13 protein-coding genes and 1 tRNA gene are annotated in these 21,779 nt (G+C 66.1%); 7 read left to right on the top strand and 7 right to left on the bottom strand.

The window, feature by feature from the left end:
• The first annotated feature begins 99 nt into the window (after positions 1–99).
• From V473_RS15110 to V473_RS15095, 4 genes are all read left to right on the top strand, one after another.
• On the top strand, positions 100–2,394 hold the full coding sequence (locus V473_RS15110) for a CDC48 family AAA ATPase (protein ID WP_066606624.1): 2,295 nt from the start codon (positions 100–102) through the stop codon (positions 2,392–2,394).
• Between the two features lie 143 nt (positions 2,395–2,537).
• Positions 2,538–3,182 (top strand): class I SAM-dependent methyltransferase, encoded by a 645-nt coding sequence (locus tag V473_RS15105; RefSeq protein WP_066606622.1) that lies wholly within the window; start codon positions 2,538–2,540, stop codon positions 3,180–3,182.
• A gap of 108 nt (positions 3,183–3,290) precedes the next feature.
• Positions 3,291–4,391: a helix-turn-helix transcriptional regulator gene (locus tag V473_RS15100; RefSeq protein ID WP_066606620.1), complete on the top strand. Its 1,101-nt coding sequence runs from the start codon at positions 3,291–3,293 to the stop codon at positions 4,389–4,391.
• A 220-nt stretch (positions 4,392–4,611) separates the two neighbouring features.
• Positions 4,612–5,877 (top strand): glutamate-5-semialdehyde dehydrogenase, encoded by a 1,266-nt coding sequence (locus V473_RS15095; protein WP_066606618.1) that lies wholly within the window; start codon positions 4,612–4,614, stop codon positions 5,875–5,877.
• Positions 5,878–5,959: 82 nt separating this feature from the next.
• Here the strand turns inward: V473_RS15095 and kdsA are convergent, their stop codons facing one another.
• Together kdsA and V473_RS15085 are read right to left on the bottom strand one after the other, a co-directional pair.
• On the bottom strand, positions 5,960–6,787 hold the full coding sequence (gene kdsA / locus V473_RS15090) for a 3-deoxy-8-phosphooctulonate synthase (protein WP_066607454.1): 828 nt from the start codon (positions 6,785–6,787) through the stop codon (positions 5,960–5,962).
• 5 nt (positions 6,788–6,792) lie between these two features.
• Complete coding sequence (locus tag V473_RS15085) at positions 6,793–7,086, bottom strand: hypothetical protein (RefSeq protein WP_066606615.1); 294 nt, start codon at positions 7,084–7,086, stop codon at positions 6,793–6,795.
• A gap of 22 nt (positions 7,087–7,108) precedes the next feature.
• On the opposite strand from V473_RS15085, the gene V473_RS15080 reads away from it, so the two are divergent.
• On the top strand, positions 7,109–8,242 hold the full coding sequence (locus V473_RS15080; protein WP_066607456.1) for a hypothetical protein: 1,134 nt from the start codon (positions 7,109–7,111) through the stop codon (positions 8,240–8,242).
• Positions 8,239–9,600 carry a cytochrome P450 gene (locus V473_RS15075; protein WP_066606614.1) on the top strand — a complete coding sequence of 454 codons (1,362 nt, stop codon included), beginning with the start codon at positions 8,239–8,241 and terminating at the stop codon, positions 9,598–9,600. Before V473_RS15080 ends, V473_RS15075 begins: the two co-directional genes overlap by 4 nt.
• Here V473_RS15075 and V473_RS15070 read toward each other — a convergent pair.
• The 4 genes from V473_RS15070 to V473_RS15055 form a co-directional block, all read right to left on the bottom strand.
• A complete protein-coding gene (locus tag V473_RS15070) occupies positions 9,593–10,489 on the bottom strand; it encodes a transglutaminase family protein (RefSeq protein ID WP_066606612.1) in 897 nt (298 codons plus the stop codon). The genes V473_RS15075 and V473_RS15070 overlap by 8 nt on opposite strands.
• Positions 10,486–12,957: a circularly permuted type 2 ATP-grasp protein gene (locus V473_RS15065; protein ID WP_066606610.1), complete on the bottom strand. Its 2,472-nt coding sequence runs from the start codon at positions 12,955–12,957 to the stop codon at positions 10,486–10,488. The genes V473_RS15070 and V473_RS15065 overlap by 4 nt, the downstream gene beginning before the upstream one ends.
• Positions 12,957–16,316, bottom strand: a complete 3,360-nt coding sequence (locus V473_RS15060) for a transglutaminase family protein (protein ID WP_066606608.1) — start codon at positions 16,314–16,316, stop codon at positions 12,957–12,959. The genes V473_RS15065 and V473_RS15060 overlap by 1 nt, the downstream gene beginning before the upstream one ends.
• A gap of 124 nt (positions 16,317–16,440) precedes the next feature.
• Positions 16,441–16,527 (bottom strand) — tRNA-Leu (locus V473_RS15055).
• A gap of 160 nt (positions 16,528–16,687) precedes the next feature.
• On the opposite strand from V473_RS15055, the gene V473_RS15050 reads away from it, so the two are divergent.
• The gene (locus tag V473_RS15050) at positions 16,688–17,185 is read left to right on the top strand and encodes a hypothetical protein (RefSeq protein WP_066606605.1); all 498 of its coding nucleotides are present in this window, start codon (positions 16,688–16,690) and stop codon (positions 17,183–17,185) included.
• Between the two features lie 7 nt (positions 17,186–17,192).
• Here the strand turns inward: V473_RS15050 and gltB are convergent, their stop codons facing one another.
• Positions 17,193–21,731 carry a glutamate synthase large subunit gene (gene gltB, locus V473_RS15045; protein ID WP_066606602.1) on the bottom strand — a complete coding sequence of 1,513 codons (4,539 nt, stop codon included), beginning with the start codon at positions 21,729–21,731 and terminating at the stop codon, positions 17,193–17,195.
• Positions 21,732–21,779 lie beyond the last annotated feature (48 nt).

The raw sequence follows: 21,779 nt of genomic DNA, 5'->3' as shown, positions 1-21,779 counted from the left end.
CTGGCCCTTTTTTTCGTCGGTCGATCCGGCGGCTTGCCCCTTTTCGCGCGTCCTTGCGTTTCCTATCTCGTTACGGAACCAGAAAGACGGGGATGGCTTGTGGCCGATCAGGAAAGTAGCGGACGCCGGATTCAGGTCGCCAATGCACGGCCGGAGGATGCGGGGCGCGGTTTGGCGCGGTTGCCGCTGGCGGTGATGGCGGAATTGCAGCTGGCCGAAGGCGATGTCATCGAGATTGTGGGCAAGCGATCGACATCGGCGCGGGTCGTGCGGCCGTATAAGGAGGATGAGGGCTTGGATGTGCTGCGCCTGGATGGCTTGCAGCGCGCCAATGCCGGGGTCGGCTCTGGCGACTTCGTGGAGATCGGCAAGGCGGAGCCGCGGCCCGCCCAACGAGTGGTGTTCGCGCCTGCACAAAATAATCTGCGGTTGCAGGGCAATCCCGATGCCTTGAAGCGCGTCTTTTATCAGCGGCCGCTGACCGCGGGCGACGTCGTCGCGACATCGGGACAACAGCAGGTGCCGCCCGGCGACATGCCTCCGCAGTTGCGCCAGATGCTGGCCGCGCCCGCCTATGCCTTGCAGGAAATCCGTCTGGTCGTGGTGTCGACGGTGCCCAAGGGCATCGTCCATATCGACGCGGATACCGAAGTGGAACTGCGCGCTGAATATGAGGAGCCGCGCGAATCGCGCCGGGCCGACGTGACCTATGACGATGTCGGCGGCATGGCCGATGCGATCGACCAGCTGCGCGAGATGGTCGAGCTGCCGTTGCGTTATCCCGAATTGTTCACCCGGCTGGGCGTCGATCCGCCCAAGGGGGTGCTGTTGCATGGCCCGCCGGGGACCGGCAAGACGCGGCTGGCGCGGGCGGTCGCCAATGAATCGGACGCTGAATTCTTCCTGATCAACGGGCCGGAGATCATGGGGTCGGCCTATGGCGAATCCGAAAAGCAGTTGCGCGAGATTTTCGAGGCGGCAGCCAAGGCGTCGCCTTCGATCCTGTTTATCGACGAGATTGATTCGATCGCGCCCAAACGGGGGCAGGTGACGGGTGAGACGGAGAAGCGTCTGGTCGCCCAGTTGTTGACGCTGATGGACGGGTTGGAGCCGCGCACCAATCTGGTCGTCATCGCCGCGACCAACCGGCCCGAGGCGATCGACGAGGCATTGCGGCGGCCCGGCCGGTTCGACCGCGAGATCATCGTCGGCGTGCCCGACGAGCGCGGGCGGCGCGAGATATTGGGCATTCATACCCGCGGGATGCCGCTGGGTGACAAGGTCGACCTCGCCGAACTGGCGCGCATGACCTATGGATTCGTCGGCGCGGACCTCGCCGCGCTGACCCGCGAGGCGGCGATCGAGACGGTGCGCCGCTTCATGCCGCGCCTGAACCTGGAGGACGGGACGATTCCGGCCGACGTGCTGGAGGAATTGTCCGTCACGAGGGAGGATTTCCTGTCGGCGATCAAGCGCGTCCAGCCTTCGGCGATGCGCGAAGTGATGGTGCAGGCGCCCAATGTCAGTTGGGAGGATATTGGCGGGCTGGACGACGCGCAGATGCGGTTGAAGGAAGGGGTTGAGCTGCCGCTGAAAGACCCCGACGCCTTTCGCCGCATCGGCATCCGCCCGGCAAAGGGGTTTTTGCTTTACGGCCCGCCCGGCACCGGCAAGACCTTGCTGGCCAAGGCGGTGGCGCGTGAGGCGCAGGCCAATTTCATCGCTACCAAGTCGAGCGACCTGCTGTCCAAATGGTATGGCGAAAGCGAACAGCAGATCGCTCGCCTGTTCGCGCGCGCGCGGCAGGTGGCGCCGACGGTCATCTTCATCGATGAACTGGACAGCCTAGTGCCTGCGCGCGGCGGGGGGCTGGGCGAACCGGCGGTGACGGAGCGGGTCGTGAACACCATCCTCGCCGAGATGGACGGGCTGGAGGAGTTGCAGTCGGTGGTCGTCATCGGCGCGACCAACCGCCCCACCCTGATCGATCCGGCGCTGCTGCGGCCGGGGCGGTTCGACGAGCTGATCTATGTGCCGGTCCCCGACGAGGCGGGCCGCCGCCGCATATTGGGCATTCATACCGGCAAGATGCCGCTGGCCGATGATGTGGACCTCGATCATATGGCGCGCGAGACGGAGCGTTTCACCGGCGCGGACCTAGAGGATCTGGTGCGGCGCGCGGGCCTGTTCGCGCTGCGCCAGTCGCTGTCGGTCGACAAGGTGACGCAGGCGCATTTCGACAGCGCGCTGGGCGACACTCGCGCGTCCGTCACGCCCGAAATGGAGCGCGAATATGAGCAGATCCAGTCGCAATTGAAGCAGCGGGCGATGCAGGTCGATCCGATCGGCTTCGTGTCGCCAGGCATGGTTCGATCGCGCGACGGGGCTGACTGAGCGAGCGGATCGACTGAACGGGCGGGGCGGCGGATTGAACCCATCCGCCGCCGCCGCGTTCATGACGATAGTGTCGCAAAGCCGCTTGCCAGCAAGGCCGGGATTTGCAAGGCGGTGAGCATGATCCAGATAGGCGGGTGTTGATGGCCTCCATTCCATTGAAGAAGAACAAGAATAAGGCCGACGCGGGTAAGGCGGGGTCATTTTTCAGCCAATGGGGCATGTTCTTCCGCCAGTTCGTCAGGCATCCCGGCATGATAGGTTCTGTCATCCCGTCCTCCGCGACATTGGTGGACCGGATGCTGGACCAGGTCGATTGGCGCGATACGCGGCTGTTCGTGGAATATGGGCCGGGTGTGGGCACCTTCACCCGATCGATCCTCGATCGCTTGCCGACCGACGGCACGTTGCTCGCGATCGACCTCAATCTCGACTTCGTCGCCTATCTGGAGGCGAAGATCGACGATCCGCGTTTGCGCGTGGTCCACGGATCGGCAGCCGATGTACGCCGCTTCATCAAGGAAGCGGGCCATTATCAGGCCGATTATGTCTTGTCGGGCATCCCCTTTTCGACCCTGCCCGAAGGCGTGGGCGAGTCGATCTGCGCGGAAACGCGCAGCGCATTGCGGCCGGGCGGGGCGTTCCTGATCTACCAATATTCGCGCTATGTGCTGCGCCTGCTCAATCCGCTGTTCGGCGATGTCAGCGATTCGCTGGAATGGCGCAACATCCCGCCCTGCCGGATGATTCGCGCGGTCCGGCGGGAGGCATTGGCACAAGCCGCCTGAAATTTCCTAATCGAGATCAAGTCTCCGGACTAAACCGGCAGCCTTCCAAAGCGAATTTGACTTCCGCCCCGCTTGAGCTAACCCCGTTGCGGGGCATGGGGGAAGATCATGGCGACACGCGCCGAAGGTAGCGATCCGTGGGCGGACCTGTTCCTGTCCGCAGCGCTGCAACCGGAAAAATGGGGGGAAGCCATCAAGGCGATGGCCGACGCCACAGGATCGCGCCATGGGCAGTTGATCGGCTTTGGGCCGGGCGCGTCGAGCTTCAACTGGATCAGCGATATCGACGCCAGCGTCGTCACCAAGACGGCATCGATCGACCAGTCCGCGCCCGACCTGAATTTCCGGGTGGCGGCGGATCGGCTGGCCGATCGGCCGACCATCGTGCATGAAGCCCATTATGACGTCGCCCGGCAATCGCTGCGGTCCGACGTTTATCTGGACCTATGTTCCGACTTCGATATTTTCGATGGGTGCCAGACGCGGCTGGTGGTCAATGACGACCAGATGATCGGACTGGCCCTGTTGCGCGACAGCAAGGACGGGCGGACCAGCGAGCGGGATCGTGATCTGTTCGGGCAGATTGCGGGCCATGCGCGGAACGCCGTTCGGCTCCAACAGGCGATCGAGCAGCAGGGCTTCGCCTTGCTGTCCGGCACGTTCGAGGCGATGGACCGGGCCTGCTGGCTGCTCGACGCGACCGGACGGGTGGGCGGCATGACGCCGCGCGCCGAAGCGTTGCTGTCGTCCAGCCGAATCAGGGTCAGCGACGGCTGGTTGGCCAGCGATCGGGCGGAGGAAACGCGCGCGATGGTGCGGGCGATGCGTGCGGTGATCGATCCGCCCGGCCTGCCGGCCGATCCGGTCGCGCTGGCGGACGATGCCGGCGGGGTCGCGATCATGCTGGAGTTTCATCCTTTGCCGGTGCGGCCTTGGGCGCTGCCCTTCGCCCCGCGCGCGATCGTCATCGCCCGCGTCGGCGCGCCGACCGACCGGCATGTGCAATCGCTGACGCGGGCCTTCCGCCTGACCCCTGCCGAAGCGGACATCGCCATACGGCTGGCGGCGGGCCAGGGGCGCAAGGACATTGCCGTGGCCCGCGGCGTGTCGGTGGAAACGCTCAAGGTGCAACTGCGCAGCATCTACGACAAGACCGGTTGCAGCCGGGAATCGCAACTGGTGCGCATCGTCGGCCTGATCAGTCACTGATTTTGCGAATTTTCTGTTGCCTACCCCCTTTGGGGTATGTGGCGGCCATCACGAAAGGGTAGAGAATGCCGCAGGCGGGTTCGTCCTGCTGGGCCGGCGGCCGGATCATATTGCGACCCATGATCCGGTCGTCGGCACTATTTCTCCCCAAGGTCTGCCGCTTTCGTTTCGGCGCGCTTTCATGCTAAGGCGCGGCCGACCTTTCGGCGAGAGCTTTCCCATGAACGACCTGACCCAGACCCCTGAAATGTTGATCGCCATGCTGGGCGCGCGGGCGCGCGCGTCCGCCGCGACGATCGCGCAGGCGAGCGACGCGCAAAAGGCCGACGCGCTGCGGCGCGCGGCGCAGGCGTTGCGGGATCAGGCGCCGGCGATCATCGCCGCCAATGCGCGCGACATGGACAATGCGGTCGCCAATGGCCTCTCGCCTGCGCTCCTCGACCGGCTGAAGTTGAACGCAGAGCGCGTCGCCGCCACCGCCGAGGGCGTTGAGCAGGTCGCGACGCTCGCCAATCCGCTAGGCAGCGTGATCGACAGCGTGGTGCGCCCCAATGGCTTGGAACTCAGTCGGGTGCGCGTGCCGCTGGGCGTGATCGGCATCATCTATGAAAGCCGCCCCAATGTGACGGCGGACGCGGCGGCTTTGTGCCTGCGCGCGGGCAATGCGGTGATCCTGCGCGGCGGCAGCGAAGCGAAGGAGAGCAACCGTGCGATCCATGCTGCGATGGTCGAGGGCATCGTCGCCGCCGGCCTGCCCGCCGATGTCGTGCAATTGGTGCCCACGACCGATCGCGCGGCCGTGGGTGCGCTGCTGAAAGCCGCCGAGTTTGTCGATCTGATCGTGCCGCGCGGCGGCAAGAGCCTGGTCGCGCGGGTGCAGGAAGAGGCGCGCGTGCCGGTGCTGGCGCATCTGGACGGCATCAACCACAGCTACGTCGACGGGGCGGCCGACCCCGCCATGGCGCAGGCGCTGGTCGTCAACGCCAAGATGCGGCGGACGGGCGTGTGCGGCGCCACCGAAACGGTGCTGATCGATCGCGCCTATGGCGCGGCGGCGGCACTGGTGACGGCGTTGCTGGACGCCCGATGCGAAACGCGCGGCGACGAGGATGTGCAGGCGATGGATGCGCGGGTCATTGCGGCGGCGGATGCGGACTGGGACACCGAATATCTCGACGCGATCGTATCGGTTCGGTTGGTCGATGGCGTGGAGGATGCCATTGCCCATATCGCCGCCCATGCCAGCCACCATACTGACGCGATCATCACGGAGGATGGCGCGACGGCCGAGCGCTTCCTCAACGCCGTGGATAGCGCGATCGTGATGTGGAACGCATCGACCCAGTTTGCCGATGGCGGCGAATTTGGGCTAGGCGCGGAGATTGGCATTTCGACCGGGCGGCTCCATGCGCGTGGGCCGGTGGCGCTGGAAGGGCTGACGACCTATAAATGGATCGTGCGCGGGACGGGGCAGGTGCGGCCTTAAAGATATGGGGTGCTCCCGCGCAGGCGGGAGTCCAGTTCTGAGGCCGGGACTAGCTTCCCGCCTGCGCGGGAACCGGCGGTTTTTATCCCTTCACAACCTCGTCGATCGCCTTGAGCTTCTCCAACATTGGCCCCACCCAGTCCAGCGGCAGCATCACCGGGCCGTCGGAGGGCGCGTTGTCGGGGTCGTCATGTGCTTCGGCGAAGATCGCGCCGACGCCTGCCGCCACCGCGCTGCGGGCCAGAAGGGGCGCAAATTCGCGCTGGCCGCCCGATGCGGTGCCTAGACCGCCGGGCTGCTGCACCGAATGGGTGGCGTCGAAGATCACCGGATAGCCGGTCTGGGCCATGGTCGGCAGCGCGCGCATGTCGCTGACCAAGCTGTTGTAGCCGAAGCTCGCCCCGCGTTCGGTCAGCAGGATGCGGTCGTTGCCGGTGGAGGCGACTTTCTGCGCCACTGCCGCCATGTCCCAGGGCGCGAGGAACTGGCCCTTTTTCACGTTGATGATCGCCCCGGTGCGCCCGGCGGCGAGCAGCAGGTCGGTCTGGCGGCAGAGGAAGGCGGGGATTTGCAGGATATCCACCGCCTGCGCCGCGGCTTCGACCTGTTCGGGACCATGGATGTCGGTCAGCACCGGGCAGCCGAGCGTCGCCTTAACGTCCGCCAGAATCGCCAGCCCCGCGTCAATGCCGACGCCGCGTCGGCCCGATACCGACGTCCGGTTCGCCTTGTCGAAGGAGGATTTGAAGATGAAGGGCACGCCCGCTTTGTCGGCCGTCTTGGCCAGCGCATCGGCCATGAACAGCGCATGGTCGCGGCTTTCGATCTGGCAGGGGCCGGAAATCAAGACGAAGGGCAGGTCGTTGCCGAAGGTGATAGGCCCTGCGGACACATGTTTGGGATTGGTCATGGCGGTCATTTGGGCGCTTTAGCGAAGCGGCGCAACAATTGCCCGCGCCACAGCCCCTTGTCCGGATGATAGTTCCAGCAGAACCAGCCGAAGGCGAGGCAGGCGAGCAAGGACGGGATTGCCATCGGATCGCCATTGGATTTCATGTGGCGGTAGAAGGTCAGGTCGGCCCGCCACCGGTCCCGTTCGCTGCCGCCGCCATTGATGCCGTACATATTGTCATGCTTTCGACAGCCGACATTGCGGTTGTATTTGCGGTGGTCGATGAAATAGCAGTAGTCGCGTTCGGGCGTGCTCATGCGCGTGATTAGGGCAATGCTGTTGGAAAAGTTCAAGCGTAAAGTCTTCTACCTCGGCGGTTTCGATCCACGTGGCGTGCGTTTCTACCACCAGCTCTATCGCGAGCAGGCGGCGCGCCATGCGGCACTGACGGGCGAAACGCTGGCCGTGGGCGGCCGGCAGGCGGGGGCAGCCGGATCGATCGTATCGGCGCATTGGACCGTCGATAACCCGCAGGCTGGAGTCGAAATCGACTATGAATATCTCCGCTGGGAGGATTTGATCGGCAAGGTGTGGATTCGCAATCCGCTCAGCCTCGCCCTGCGCGCGGCCCGCGCCTATGCCGGCCATGCCCGTCAGATGGATTTCCTGCGGATGCGCCGGCTGCGCAAGGGGCCGGTCGTCACCATCCTCTATCCGCCGCTGTTGGCCGTGCTGATCCCGCTGTTGCTGGCGCTGGCGCCCGCGCTGTTGCTGTCGCTGCTACTGCCCTTCTGGATCGGGGCGATCATCGGCATCGCGTTCAGCGCCTTTCTGTCGGGCCGCATCCTGGCCAAGCTGGTCGTGCCCTGGCTGCTGCGCTTCATGACCTATCATGGCGCGCTGGCCGCGCAGGGACCGGGCGCGGCGCTGGATGAGCGGATCGACCAGTTCGCCGCGCGGATGGCGCAGGAACTGGATGGGAATTGGGACGAGGTGCAACTTGTCACGCACAGCGCGGGGACGATATTGGGGATGCGGTTGATGCGCCGCCTGATCGCGTTGCGCGGCGGCAGCCTGCCCGATCATTTCGTGATGCTGGGGTTGGGGCAGGTGGTGCCGGTCATCGGCCTGCGCCGCGACGCGACCTGGTATCATGACGATCTGCGCGCGCTGACCGACAAGGCCTTCCGCTATGTCGACATCAGTTCCCCGCCCGATGGCGCGGCCTATTATAACGTCAATCCGTTCCGGCTCGTCGCCGACGCCCATGCGGCGCGGGTCGACATGCTATCGCCGCGCTTCCATCTCTTCTACGAGCCGGACAATTATCATGGCGGATGGTCGAACAAATATGAGGCCCATTTCGACTATCTGCGCGTCGGCGATCGGCTCTCGCCGCTCGATTTCATCAGCCTGACCGCTGGCCGCCGCACTGTGGACGACGCCGTCGCCGCGTTCAGGACGATCCCGTGACCGATCTTTTCACGCCCCCCTATCCGCAGCCGCCCCGCACCAAGCGGGGCCTGATCAAGCGGTTTCTGCGCGGCTGGCATAGCTGGATCCATGTGCTGTTCGACAAAAGCTATACGATGAAGATGGGCGAGATCCGCTTGCCCGGACGCACCATGTATATCGCCAACGAACTGAGGCTGGTCGACCAGATATTGCGCGGCGGCACCGCTTATCCCAAGCATAGCGAACTGGTGCGTAACCTCGATCCGCTGATCGGTAACAGCGTCTTTTCGGCCAATGGTGCGGATTGGGAAAGCCAGCGGGCGATGGTCAACCCCGCCTTCGCCCATACTGCGCTTGGCCGCTCGATGCCCTTGATGGTCGGGGCGGCGGACGACCTGCTGGCGCGGCTCGACGCGGCGGACCGGGACAAGCCGGTCGATATCGACCCGATGATGACCCATGTGGCGGCCGACATCATCTTTCGCACGCTGTTTTCGCAGACGCTGGATGCCGAGCGATCGAACATCATCCACACCGCCTTTGGCAAATTCCAGCGGCTGGCGCACAGCGCGTCGATGCTGCGCCTCTACGGCATCCCAGCTGGCTGGTTCGAGAAGCGGTCGAAAGGTCCGGCGCGGGCGATCCACGACGTGTTCCGGCCGATCGTGGAGGCGCGCTACGAAGGATGGCACGCCCGCGGGCAAGCGCCGCATCGCGACATATTGCAATCGCTGATCGAGGCGAAGGACGCGCAGACCGGCTTATCCTTCACCTGTCAGCAGGTGATGGAACAGGTGTCGACCATCTTCCTGGCCGGGCATGAAACATCGGCCAGCACCATGACCTGGGCGCTCTACATGCTGGCCGAATGCGCCCATATCCAGGATCGGGTCCGGGCGGAAATCGCGGAGGTCGCGGGCGACGCCCCGCTGACCGCGGCGATGCTCAAGGACATGGGACAGGTCCGCAATATCTTCAAGGAGACGCTGCGCCTCTATCCGCCCGTGTCCTTCCTGCCGCGCGAAGTTACCTGCCCGATGCCGATGCGCGACAAGCATCTGGAAGCCGGATCGATGCTGGTGGTCGCGCCCTGGCTGACCCAGCGCAACAAGGATAATTGGGCCTGTCCCCATGCCTTTGATCCCGATCGCTTCGACGATCCGGCCAATGCGGACATGGCGAAACAGGCCTGGTTCCCGTTCGGCCGCGGCCCGCGCGTGTGCGTCGGCGCGGGCTTCGCCCAGCAGGAGGTGATGACGGTGATCGCCAGCGTCGTGCGCCGCTTTTCCCTTGCCGTGCCGGAAGGCTTCAAGCCCGAACCGATCAGCCGCCTGACGATTCGGCCCAGGACGGGAATGCCGCTTCTGTTCAGCTGAGCGCGGTTTCTTCTTCCGGCGCGACGTCGACCATGACTCGCAGGCTCTGGCCCGCGCCGCCGACGAACAGCCCGTCCATCGGCGCGACATCGGCATAGTCGCGGCCCATCGCCACGAACAGATGCCCGTCATGCGTGATGACGCCGTTGGTGGGGTCGAAGCCGATCCAGCCGCGCGTCGGGCCGCACCACAGCATCACCCAGGCGTGCATCGCGTCGGCGCCGATCAGCCGGGGGCGGCCGGGCGGCGGCAGGGTGCGCAGATAGCCGCTGACATAGGCGGCGGGCAGGCCGGCGAGGCGCAGCGCCACCACCATCACATGCGCGAAATCCTGACACACGCCATGGCGCGCGGCGAAGGCGTCGGCGACCGGGGTGGAGGCGTCGGTCGCACCGGGTTCATAGGCGAACTCGGCCTGGATGCGCCGGGTCAGGTCCAGCGCGGCGGCGACGATCGGCCGGTCCGGGGCCAGCATATTCCCCACCCATTCGCCGATTGGCGCCAGCAGCGGCGCGCGGGGCGAGGCATAGAGATAATGGGCGGGGGCGGACGGCCCCATGTCGCGATCCAGCAGGGCGGCTTGCGCGACGGTGGCGATGGTCGGGTCGTCGCTCTGCGGCGCGATCTGTGGGCCATTATCCACCCCGGCCCGGAACCGGCTTTCGATCGTCAACTGGCGGATCGGATTTTCGATCACCAGCCGGGCGACGTTGACCGGCCAGGCGCCGGGCCGCGATTCGATGGCGGAGGGCAAGGGATCGACGGTCAGCGCATAGTCGGACGTCCACTGGCCCGTCCAGGGCGCGGGGCGCAGCCGCAGGTTGAAGCGGGCGAGCCGCACGGGACTGGCATAGCGGACGATGGTCTGGTGGCGGACATGGTAGATCATGACAGCAGGTCCGGCGTCTGGGTCTTGCGCAATTGCAGGAAGTAACGCTGGCCGATCGCATCCGACAGGCGCAGCAGGCGGCTTTCAACATCGCCGATGTCGCCCATGGTCAGCATGTCTCCGGTCAGCGGCGCGAGCCGGGCGACCAGCGCGTCGGCCAGGCGGCGGGGCTCTTCGGGCATGCCGTCGGCACGCAGCGTGGGCAGAGCGGCGACATGCTCGGCCAGCCGCGCCGCCTGATAGGCGATGGCGCGGGGATTATGCGGCTCCAAAGCAACCAGATCGCGCACCGGGGGCAGCGCCGGGCCGGTCAGGTAGCGGGTGCGATAGCTGATCTGGCTGTCCATCAGGTCCAGCAGCACGGTCAGGTCGTCGGCTGAGGCCTGGTCGTTGCCGAACGCGGTCAGCAGGCGGCAGCCGTTGACCGCCCGTTCCATCCGCCGCCCCATATCGTGGAAGCGCCAGCCCTCGGTCCGGCCCATATTTTCCGCGGCCAGGCCCGACAGCGCGGAAATCCGCTCGATCATGCGGGACGAGGCGTCGAGCAGGGTTTCGGTGACGTTCCCGTCGAAGCCGGGCAGGGGAAGGCGCACCAGTCGCCAGAAATCGCTGGCGAGCCGGTCGCGCAGCCCCTCGCCGATATTGGCCACCACGCCCATCAGCGCGCGCACGCTGCCCGACTGGCGCGCATCGCCCAGCGCCGTGGCGCAGAGGGGGCCGATCGCGCCGCCTCGCCCCGCGATCGCGCCCCACAGCGCCAACTGGTCGACCAGCCGCGCCATGGTGGGCGAAGCCAGCGACGGCCCCAGATCGGCCTCGATCGATCCGCCGACGATCGCCCGGACCAGCCGCAGCGTCATTTCCGCCCGTTCGATATAGCGGCCGAGCCAGAAGAGATTGTCCGCTGCCTTGGCCGGCAACATGCCGCCGACGCGGCGGATGGCAGGCGCACCGACGCCCAGCAGGCTGTCGGGCGGCACCGGATGGCTGTCGATCACGCACAGGTCGGCGGACATGTCGCCCCGACCCATCAGCGCGGCGCGAATGTCGCCATGGCCCGCCAGCCGCGCAAAGCCGCCGGGCATCACCCGCCACTGGCCGGCGGCGTCGCGCGCGACGAAGATGCGCAGGGTGAAGGGCAGCGGCGTCAATTGCCCGTCGATGATCGCGGGCGTGGTCGAGAGCTTGACCACCTCCTGCCCGACATAGTCCATCGGCCGCCGCGCCATCGCATCGAGCAGGGCCGCGCGCTGCGTGCCGTCCAGCGCCGATCCGGGGGTGAAATGGGCGTCGGGCAGGCCCGCGACATCCTGGTCGAAGGCGGAACCGACGACCAGATTGTCGAGCTGCGCCCGCACATGGTCGCGCTCCTGCCGCTGGCCGCACCACCAGGTCGCGATATTGGGCAGCAGCAATTCTGCGCCCAGCAACTCGCGCGCCAGTTGCGGCAGGAAAGCGGCGAAAGCGCGCGATTCGATCACGCCGGCGCCGGGCCAGTTGCTGACCATCAACCCGCCCCGCGCGCAGGCGTTATAGAGGTCGGGCACGCCGATATGCGATCGGCCGTCGAAGGCGAGCGGGTCGAGGAAGCGGCTGTCCATCCAGCGCCAGAGGCCATCGATTCGCTTGAGCCCCTGGATGGTGCGCACGAACAGTCGCCCGTCCGACACGATCAGGTCGTCGCCCTCCACCAGCAAGAGGCCGAGATAGCGGGCGAGATGCGCCTGTTCGGCATAGCTCTGATTGAATCGACCGGGCGTCAGCAGGCCGATGCGCGGATCGGTGCGCTCGCAATCGGCGGCGAGGCCGCGGCGCAACTCGTCGAAAAAGGGGGCGAGCCGCCGCGTGTTCATCGCGCCGAGCAGGTCGCCGGTGGCGCGGGACAAAGCGAGCCGGTTTTCCAGCGCATAGCCCACGCCGACGGGGGTCCGCACCCGATCGGCCAGCACGCGCCATTCGCCGGTCGGCCCGCGGCCGATATCGGCGGCGTAGAAATGAAGATGATGGCCGCGCGGCGGCGGTGTGCCGGTCATTACCCGCCAATAATGGGGGCTGCCGGTAAGGATGCTGGCGGGGAGCTTGCCGTCGCGAACCAGCGACTGGGTCGAATAGATGTCGCTGACCACCCGTTCGAGCAGGTTGGCCCGCTGCATCAGCCCGCGTTCGATCTGCGCCCATTCCGCCGCGTCGATCAACAGCGGCACCGGGCCGAGCGGCCAGGAGCGTTCCTGTTCGTCGCCGGTCAGGCGGAACGCCATGCCGAGGTCGATCGCCTGCCGCGACACATGGTCGGCCAGCGTCGCGGGATCGCCCTGCGCCTGAATCGACAGCCGCCCCAGCATGTCGCGCCAGCGCGTCGCCATGGCGGGGGCCGCGCCGGCGAACAGGTCGCCGGCCGGCGCGGTGGCGAGATAGGCGTCCGCCCAGGCTTCACCGCTTGCGCGGGGCGCGAGGACGTCCGCGGCCATCAGAGTCCGCTATAGTGGAAACGCAGGTCGAGCGTCATCGGGAACTCGTTGGCGGGTTCGGCGGCGGGCATGTCGACCTGGCCGGGCGTATGGCCATAATCCTGGAACCGCGCCTTGCGCCGCGCCTCCGCTTCATAGCCGTTGACCGGCAGCGTGTCGTAATTGCGCCCGCCCGGATGGGCGACATGATAGACGCAGCCGCCCAGCGACCGCCCGCTCCAGCTATCCAGCACATCGAAGGTGAGCGGCGCATTGGCGGGCAGGTTGGGGTGGAGGCAATTGGCGGGCGTCCAAGCCTTGTAGCGCACGCCGCCCACGCCTTCGCCGGGCACGGCGGTCGCGGTCATCGGTACGCGGCGACCGTTGCAGGTCACGATGTGGCGACCGGCGACCAGCCCGGTGGCGCGGACCTGCAACCGTTCGGTCGATGAATCGACATAGCGGACCGTGCCGCCGATCGCGCCGGTTTCGCCCAGCACGTTCCAGGGTTCGAGCGCATGGGTGATCTCCAGCCCAACGCCGCCCGCATCGACCGCGCCATGGATCGGGAAGCGGAACTGGCGCTGCGCCTCGAACCAGTTGGGGTCGAAGTCATAGCCTGCGCCGCGCAGGTCGGACAATACCTCCAGGAAATCGGCCCAGACGAAATGGGGCAGCATGAAGCGGTCGTGCAGTGTTGTGCCCCAGCGGACCAGGCCACCCTGTTGCGGCTGGCGCCAGAACCAGACGGCGAGCGCACGGATCAGCAATTGCTGGGCCAGGCTCATGCGGGCTTCGGGCGGCATTTCGAAACCGCGAAACTCCAGCAGGCCCAGGCGTCCGGTCGGGCCGTCGGGCGAGAACATCTTGTCGATGCAGATTTCGGTACGATGGGTGTTGCCCGTCACGTCGACCAGCAAGTTGCGGAACAGGCGATCAACCATCCACGGCGCCGGAGCCACGCTTTCTCCCGCGAACGGGTTGGGCACCTGCGCCAGCGCGATCTCCAATTCGTACAGGCCGTCATGCCGGGCTTCGTCGATGCGCGGTGCCTGGCTCGTCGGGCCGATGCACAGGCCCGAAAAAAGATAAGAGAGGGCCGGATGCCGCTGCCAGTAGAGGACGAAGCTCTTCAGCAGGTCCGGGCGGCGGATGAACGGGGAATCGGTCAGCGTCGCGCCGCCCAGCACGATATGATTGCCGCCGCCGGTGCCGACGGAGCGGCCGTCCACCATGAACTTGTCGGCGGTCAGTTCGCATTCGCGGGCCAGCGCATAGAGGCGTTCGGTGATCGCGACCGTTTCGTCCCAGCTTGATGCGGGCTGGACATTGACCTCGATCACGCCGGGATCGGGGGTCGCCTTCAGCACGTCGATGCGCGGGTCCGGCGGGGGGGCATAGCCCTCGATCCGCACGGGGATGCGCAGCGCTTCGGCGGTCGCTTCTACTTCCGCGATCAGTTCCAGATAATCTTCCAGCGCCTGCACCGGCGGCAGGAAGACCGACAGATAATGGCCGCGCGGCTCGACGGTGACGGCGGTGCGCACCGCGCCCTCGATGAAGACCTGCTCGACCCGGTCCTGCGCGGCGACGCCGCCGTCCGGCCCGGCGACGCGCTGCGATTGCTGGGCGCGGACTTCCTCGATGCTGGCCTGTTGCGGCGCCTGCGCACGGAAATCGGGCAGGGGTTCGCGCGGCTCGCTGGTGTCGCGGGGATGGATATAGGGATAGTCGGACGGCGGCACATAGGGCAGCGACCCCAGCGGCAGGCGATAGCCCAGCGCCGAATCGCCCGGAACCGCGAACAGGCGGCCGCGGCGCAGCTGCCAGATTTCGCTCTGCCAGCGGGGCGTCGCGGCCTGGCTTTGCCAGCGTTGTACGGGCAGGACGTAGCCGACCGGCTGGTCGAGGCCGCGCTCGAACGTCTTGACCATGCGCGCGCGGGCTTCGGGATCGCTGATCTTGGGATCGTCGGGGCTGGCGTTGAGCGGCAGGTCGGCTTCCTTCACCGCCCACACCGCCGGATCTTCATAGACGGCATGGGTGTATTCGTCAGAAAAGCCCATATTGCCCGCCATGTGGGCGAGGAACGCCTTCGCGTCGGCGGCCGTGACCTGCGCCGCGCCTTCGGGCGCGTCGTCGGGCGCGATCAGGCTGTCGTCGCGCCAGATCGGCGTGCTGTCCTTGCGCCAATAGACCGCATAGGCCCAGCGCGGCAGGCTTTCGCCCGGATACCATTTGCCCTGGCCATGGTGCAGCAGGCCGCCGGGCGCAAATTCGGCGCGCAGCTTGCGGATCAGCCGGTCGGCGTAGGCGGCCTTGGTCGGGCCGACCGCATCGCCATTCCATTCGCCCGCGTCGCCGCCATCTTCGGCCACGAAGGTCGGCTCGCCCCCGGTAGTGAGCCGCACATCCTGCGCGATCAGGTCCGCATCCACCTTGGCCCCCAGCGCCATCACCGCGTCCCAGCGATTGTCGGTGAAGGGCTTGGTGATGCGCACCGCTTCGGCGATGCGGCTGACGGTCATCGCAAATTCGAAATCGACTTCGGCCGGTTCGGCCATGCCGCTGATCGGCGCGGCGGACTTGTAGTGCGGGGTGGCGCAGAGCGGGATATGGCCTTCGCCCGCGAACATGCCGCTGGTCGCGTCGAGCGCGACCCAGCCTGCGCCGGGCACATAGGCTTCCGCCCAGGCGTGGAGGTCGACCACGTCCTGGGTGACGCCCTTTGGCCCTTCGATCGGTTCGACATCGGCGACGAGTTGGATCGAATAGCCCGACACGAAGCGCGCAGCAAAGCCCAGCCGGCGCAGCAACTGCACCAGCAGCCAGGCGGAATCGCGGCAGGAGCCGGTGCCGATGTCCAGCGTCTCCTCCGGCGTCTGTACGCCTGCCTCCATGCGGATGACGTAACCCACCTGTTGTTGCAGGCGGCGGTTCACCTCCACCAGGAAATCGACGGTGCGGCTTTGATAGCCGTCATATTGGGCGACCATTGCCTCGAACCTTGGCCCCTGATCCTCGATATCGAAATAGGCGGCGAGGTCGGTCTTTAGCTGGTCGTCATAGGCGAAGGGATAATTTTCCGCATAGGGCTCCACGAAGAAGTCGAACGGATTGATGATGTCGAGATCGGCAAGCAGGTCGACCTGGATGCGGAAATGATCGACCGGATCGGGAAACACCACCCGCGCCAGCCAGTTGCCGTGCGGATCCTGCTGCCAGTTGAGGAAATGGTTCGCCGGCTCGATCTTCAGCGCATAATTGGGCACCTTGGTCCGGCTGTGCGGCGCGGGGCGCAGGCGGATCACCTGCGGGCCGAGCCGGATCGGGCGGTTGTAGCGATAGGCGGTGAGATGGTGGAGGGCGGCCTTGAGCATGGCCGGATCAAACGCCACCGCTTGTTGCAATGCAACAGCCAATCTCTGCATGGGTGAAGTTTCTGGCCTGTATCGGCCAGCTTTCCCGGCCGCTCGCCCCGATGGCGATGGCGCGGGATAATGATGGTGCGGCCAAGAAGACTCGAACTTCCACGGGCTTTCGCCCACAACGACCTCAACGTTGCGCGTCTACCAATTCCGCCATGGCCGCACATCAACAGGGAAACCGGCGGGGCCGGTGCCTTGGTAGGAGGCGGCCCTTAGCAAAGGCTTTTACACCATGCAACAAGTGATCGGCGTCGGCGTTGTGATTGGTTGGAGAAGGTGATGCCGCTGTCGCGCCATAGCGTGAGCGGCCTAGGAGAAACCGCATGACGACGGCGCATTTCTGGATGGGTGCCGGCGCGACCTTGGGCGCGGCGGCCATGATGGGGCTGGGGCTGGGCAGTTATGTGACCAGCCCGCAGGTGCCTGCGCGCAACGCCAGTGAATATGTGGAGACGGTGATCAGCGATCAGGCGGCGACCGACACGTCGTTTGCAATGCAGAAAGGGCCGGGGGCGATCCATTGCACAGGTTGCGGCCCGACACTGGCCGAGCGGCGCTGGCAGGCGGACATGGCGGAGCTAGAATTGGACGCCATGACCCGCGGCGGGAGTAGCGATCCAGCGATGCGGGATTACGAGGCGGAACAGCCGCCTGAAGACATCATGCCTGCGGCCGCGCCTGTGCCGGTCCGTATCGTGCCGCCACAGGCCGCGCGATTCGCCGACGACGCGCCGCCGCCCGCCATCGTGACGCGCACCGGCGCAAGCGCGGTTCCGCCGCCGACGCTGGTGGCGACGACGGCGGAGGGTGTCCGGCCTTAAAGCGGGTCTATTCGGCGGCGACCGTTTCCGCTGCGCTGTCGCTGAGCGGATGGGCGATGCGGCCCAGCATTTCCTTGGGGCAGACCTGCCAGATATAGCGGCGCCAGCGATCCCAGTCGTCCAATATGGTGTTGGACCATTTGCTGTCGGTCGCCACCGCATGTTCGGCGATCAGCGCCTTGACCTGCGCCTCCCAATGGGCGCTGTCCAGTCGCTGCCAGACAATGCCTTCGGGGTTGGCCTGCGCCGGGAAGCTGCCATCCTCGTCCAGGATGAAGGCCATGCCGCCGGTCATGCCCGCGCCGAAATTCGCGCCGGTCTTGCCCAGAATGACGGCTGTGCCGCCGGTCATATATTCGCAGCCGTTCGCGCCGCAGCCTTCGACCACGACCTGCGCGCCCGAATTGCGGACGGCGAAGCGCTCGCCCGCCTGACCCGCCGCGAACAGCTTGCCGCCGGTCGCGCCGTAGAGGACGGTGTTGCCGATGATCGTATTGTCTTTTGACGACAGCGGGCTGGATACGGTCGTGCGCACCTTGATGATGCCGCCCGACAGCCCCTTGCCGACATAGTCGTTGGCGTCGCCGAACACTTCAAGCGTGATGCCCTTGCACAGGAACGCGCCCAGCGACTGCCCGGCGGACCCGCGCAACCGCACGGTCAGATGCCCGTCGGCCAGCGTGGACATGCCGAAACGATCGGTTACGGCGGACGACAGACGGGTGCCGACCGCACGGTGCGTGTTGCGCACCGTGTAGGTCAATTGCATCTTCTCGCCCCGTTCAAACACGGCCTTGGCATCGCGCATCATCTGCGCGTCCAGGCTGTCGGGCACTTCGTTGCGCCAATGGTCCAGGCTGAACCGGCGCTGGTCGTCGGGGGCATCCACCTTGGCCAGAATGGGGTTGAGGTCGAGATCGTCGAGATGTTCGGCCCCGCGATTGACCTGCTTGAGCAGTTCCGTCCGCCCGATCACTTCGTCCAGGCTGCGGAAGCCGAGGCGGGCGAGGACTTCGCGCACTTCCTCCGCGATGAAGGTCATCAGGTTGATGACCTTCTCCGGAGTGCCGGTGAACTTCTGGCGCAGCTTTTCATCCTGCACGCACACGCCCACCGGGCAGGTGTTGCTATGGCACTGGCGCACCATGATGCAGCCCATGGCGACCAGCGACAGCGTGCCGATGCCATATTCTTCCGCGCCCAATATCGCGGCGATCACGATGTCGCGCCCGGTTTTCAGGCCGCCATCGGTGCGCAGCTTCACCCGGTGGCGCAACCCGTTGAGGGTCAGCACCTGATTGGCTTCGGACAGGCCCATTTCCCATGGTGTGCCGGCATATTTGATCGACGTCTGGGGCGACGCGCCAGTGCCGCCGACATGGCCCGCGATCAGGATGACGTCGGCGTGCGCCTTCGCCACGCCTGCCGCGACGGTGCCTATGCCGGCCTGGCTGACCAGCTTCACGCAGACGCGAGCGCGCGGGTTGATCATCTTGCAGTCGTAGATGAGCTGCGCCAGATCCTCGATCGAATAGATGTCGTGGTGCGGCGGCGGCGAGATCAGCGTCACGCCCGGCGTCGAATGGCGCAGCTTGGCGATGAACTCGGTCACCTTGAAGCCGGGCAACTGGCCGCCCTCGCCGGGCTTGGCGCCCTGCGCGACCTTGATCTCGATCTCCTCGGCCGACGCCAGATATTCGGCATGGACGCCGAAGCGGCCCGACGCGATCTGCTTGATGACCGAATTGGCGTTGTCGCCATTTTCGTATGGCTTGAAGCGGTTCGCATCCTCGCCGCCTTCGCCCGACACCGCCTTGGCGCCGATGCGGTTCATCGCGATCGCCAGCGTTTCATGCGCTTCGGGGCTGAGCGCGCCCAGCGACATGCCGGGCGTTACGAAGCGTTTGCGGATTTCGGTGGTGGCTTCCACTTCATCGATGGGCACGGCTTCGCGGGCGAAGTTGAACTCCATCAGATCGCGCAGATAGACCGGCGGCAAATCGCGCACGCCGCGCGAAAATTGCAGATAGGTCGAATAGCTGTCGGTCGCCACGGCCGTCTGTAACAGGTGCATCAGCTGCGCCGAATAGGCATGGCTCTCGCCGCCCTGGCGCTGGCGGTAGAAGCCGCCGATCGGCAGGCGTACGGCAGCGGCGTCGAACGCCTGCTCGTGGCGCAGCATCGCGCTGTAATGGAGCGAGGCATAGCCCTCGCCTGAAATCTTCGCTGGCATACCGGGGAACAGATCGTTGACCAGAGCGCGCGACAGGCCGACCGCCTCGAAATTATAGCCGCCGCGATAGCTGCTGATGACCGCGATGCCCATTTTGGACATGATCTTGAGCAGGCCTTCGTTGATGGCCGTGCGATAGCGTTCGAAGCAGGCGTCCAGCGACAGGTCGCCGAACAGGCCGCGGCCATGGCGGTCGGCGATGCTGGCTTCGGCCAGATAGGCGTTCACCGTGGTCGCGCCGACGCCGATCAGCACCGCGAAATAATGGGTGTCGAGCGCTTCGCACGACCGCACGTTGATCGATGCGTAGCTGCGCAGCCCCTTGCGCACCAGATGCGTATGGACCGCCGCCGCCGCCAGCACGCCGGCGATCGCCGCACGATCGGCATTGACGCCCTCGTCGGTCAGGAAGATTTCGGTGCGCCCCTCGCGCACCGCCTGCTCGGCCTCCTCGCGAATGCGGGAAATGGCGGCGCGCAGTTGCTCCTGCCCGCCGCTCGCGGGGAAGGTGCAGTCGATCACGGCCACGGACGGACCGAAATAGGCCTTCAGCCGCGCCCATTCGGCGCTCGTCACGACCGGCGATTCCAGCACCAGCACATGGCTGTTCTGTGCGCCTTCCTCCAGAATGTTGTGGAGGTTGGAGAAGCGCGTCTTGAGGCTCATGACGTGCCGTTCGCGCAAGGGGTCGATCGGCGGGTTGGTGACCTGGCTGAAATTCTGCCGGAAGAAATGGCTGATCGTGCGCGGCTTGTCGGAAATGACGGCCAGCGGCGTGTCGTCGCCCATTGATCCGATGGCTTCCTTGGCGTCCTCCACCATGGGCGCGAGGATCAGTTCCAGATCCTCCAGCGTCAGGTTGGCGGCGACCTGGCGGCGGGTCAGTTCAGCCTTGTCCCAAGCCGGCAGCGCGGTCGGCGCTTCGGCCAGGTCTTCCACGGCCAGGAAGTCCTTGATCAGTTCGCCATAGGGGCGTTCGCCCGCGATCCGGTCCTTGATCGCGCGGTCGTCATAGATTTCGCCTTCGAGCAGGTCGACGGCGATCATCTGGCCTGGCCCCATGCGGCCCTTCTTGACGATGGTGGTTTCGGGCACGACGACCATGCCGGTTTCCGACCCTACGATCAGCAGATTGTCGCCGGTCAGCGTGTAGCGCAGCGGACGCAGCGCATTGCGATCGACACCAGCCACCACCCAGCGGCCGTCGGTCATGGCGAGCGCGGCCGGGCCATCCCACGGCTCCATGACGGAGGCGAGATAGTCGTACATGTCGGCATGGGCCTTGGGCAGGTCGGCGCTTTTGGCCTGCCAGGCTTCGGGGACCAGCATCAGCTTGGCCGTCGGCGCGTCGCGGCCCGACCGGCAGATCGCTTCGAACACGGCGTCGAGCGCGGCGGTATCGGACGCACCCGCCGGGATCACCGGCTTGATGTCCTCCGACTGCTCGCCGAAGGCGAGGCTCGCCATCTTGATCTCGTGGCTCTTCATCCAGTTCTTGTTGCCGCGGATCGTGTTGATCTCGCCATTATGGGCGAGAGTGCGGAACGGCTGGGCCAGCCACCATTGCGGGAAGGTGTTGGTCGAATAGCGCTGGTGAAAGATCGCGACCCGGCTTTCGAACCGCTCGTCCTGCAAATCGGGGAAGAAGACCGACAGGGATTCGGCGAGGAACAGCCCCTTGTAGATGATCGACCGGCACGACAGCGAGCATACGTAGAAATCCTGGATCTGCGCGGCGATGACCTGCTTTTCGATCCGGCGGCGGATCAGGTAGAGATCCTTTTCGAATTCGGCTTGGTCGCGTTCCTCCGGCATCGGGCCGGCGATCATGATCTGCTCGATTTCGGGGCGCGTGCGCTGCGCCTTTTCGCCGATGACCGACACGTCCACCGGCACCTGGCGCCAGCCATAGATGGTGTAGCCGGCCTCAATGATTTCGGCTTCCACGATAGTACGGCAGGTTTCCTGGGCGCTGAGGTCCGTGCGGGGCAGGAAGATCATGCCGACGGCGAGGCGATTGGGCAGCGGCTTGTGGCCCGAATCCGCGATCGCATCGTCGAAGAAGCGCACCGGCAGGTCGACATGGATGCCCGCGCCGTCGCCGGTCTTGCCATCGGCATCGACCGCGCCGCGGTGCCACACGGCCTTGAGCGCATCGATCGCGGAGGCGACGACGCGGCGGCTGGGGCGACCATCGGTCGCGGCGACCAGGCCCACGCCACAGGCGTCGCCTTCCATTTCGGGGTGATACATGCCCTCGGCCGCGATCCGTGCGCGTTCTTCGGGGCTGGCCATGAAATTGGTGTCGGTCATGATCGGGCCTTCCTTCCGATGATGATGGTGTTGAACGGGCGAGGGGCT

This window comes from Sphingobium cupriresistens LL01, from assembly GCF_001046645.1.
Classification (GTDB): Bacteria; Pseudomonadota; Alphaproteobacteria; order Sphingomonadales; family Sphingomonadaceae; genus Sphingobium; species Sphingobium cupriresistens.
This window is presented reverse-complemented; position numbering and strand designations above follow the sequence as displayed.

Coding starts and splice junctions, on each gene's coding strand:
- gltB (WP_066606602.1), bottom strand. CDS start 21,731: ATGACCGACACCAATTTCATGGCCAGCCCCGAAGAACGCGCACGGATC.
- V473_RS15070 (WP_066606612.1), bottom strand. CDS start 10,489: ATGATCTACCATGTCCGCCACCAGACCATCGTCCGCTATGCCAGTCCC.
- V473_RS15095 (WP_066606618.1), top strand. CDS start 4,612: ATGAACGACCTGACCCAGACCCCTGAAATGTTGATCGCCATGCTGGGC.
- V473_RS15050 (WP_066606605.1), top strand. CDS start 16,688: ATGACGACGGCGCATTTCTGGATGGGTGCCGGCGCGACCTTGGGCGCG.
- kdsA (WP_066607454.1), bottom strand. CDS start 6,787: ATGACCAATCCCAAACATGTGTCCGCAGGGCCTATCACCTTCGGCAAC.
- V473_RS15060 (WP_066606608.1), bottom strand. CDS start 16,316: ATGCTCAAGGCCGCCCTCCACCATCTCACCGCCTATCGCTACAACCGC.
- V473_RS15105 (WP_066606622.1), top strand. CDS start 2,538: ATGGCCTCCATTCCATTGAAGAAGAACAAGAATAAGGCCGACGCGGGT.
- V473_RS15085 (WP_066606615.1), bottom strand. CDS start 7,086: ATGAGCACGCCCGAACGCGACTACTGCTATTTCATCGACCACCGCAAA.
- V473_RS15100 (WP_066606620.1), top strand. CDS start 3,291: ATGGCGACACGCGCCGAAGGTAGCGATCCGTGGGCGGACCTGTTCCTG.
- V473_RS15065 (WP_066606610.1), bottom strand. CDS start 12,957: ATGGCCGCGGACGTCCTCGCGCCCCGCGCAAGCGGTGAAGCCTGGGCG.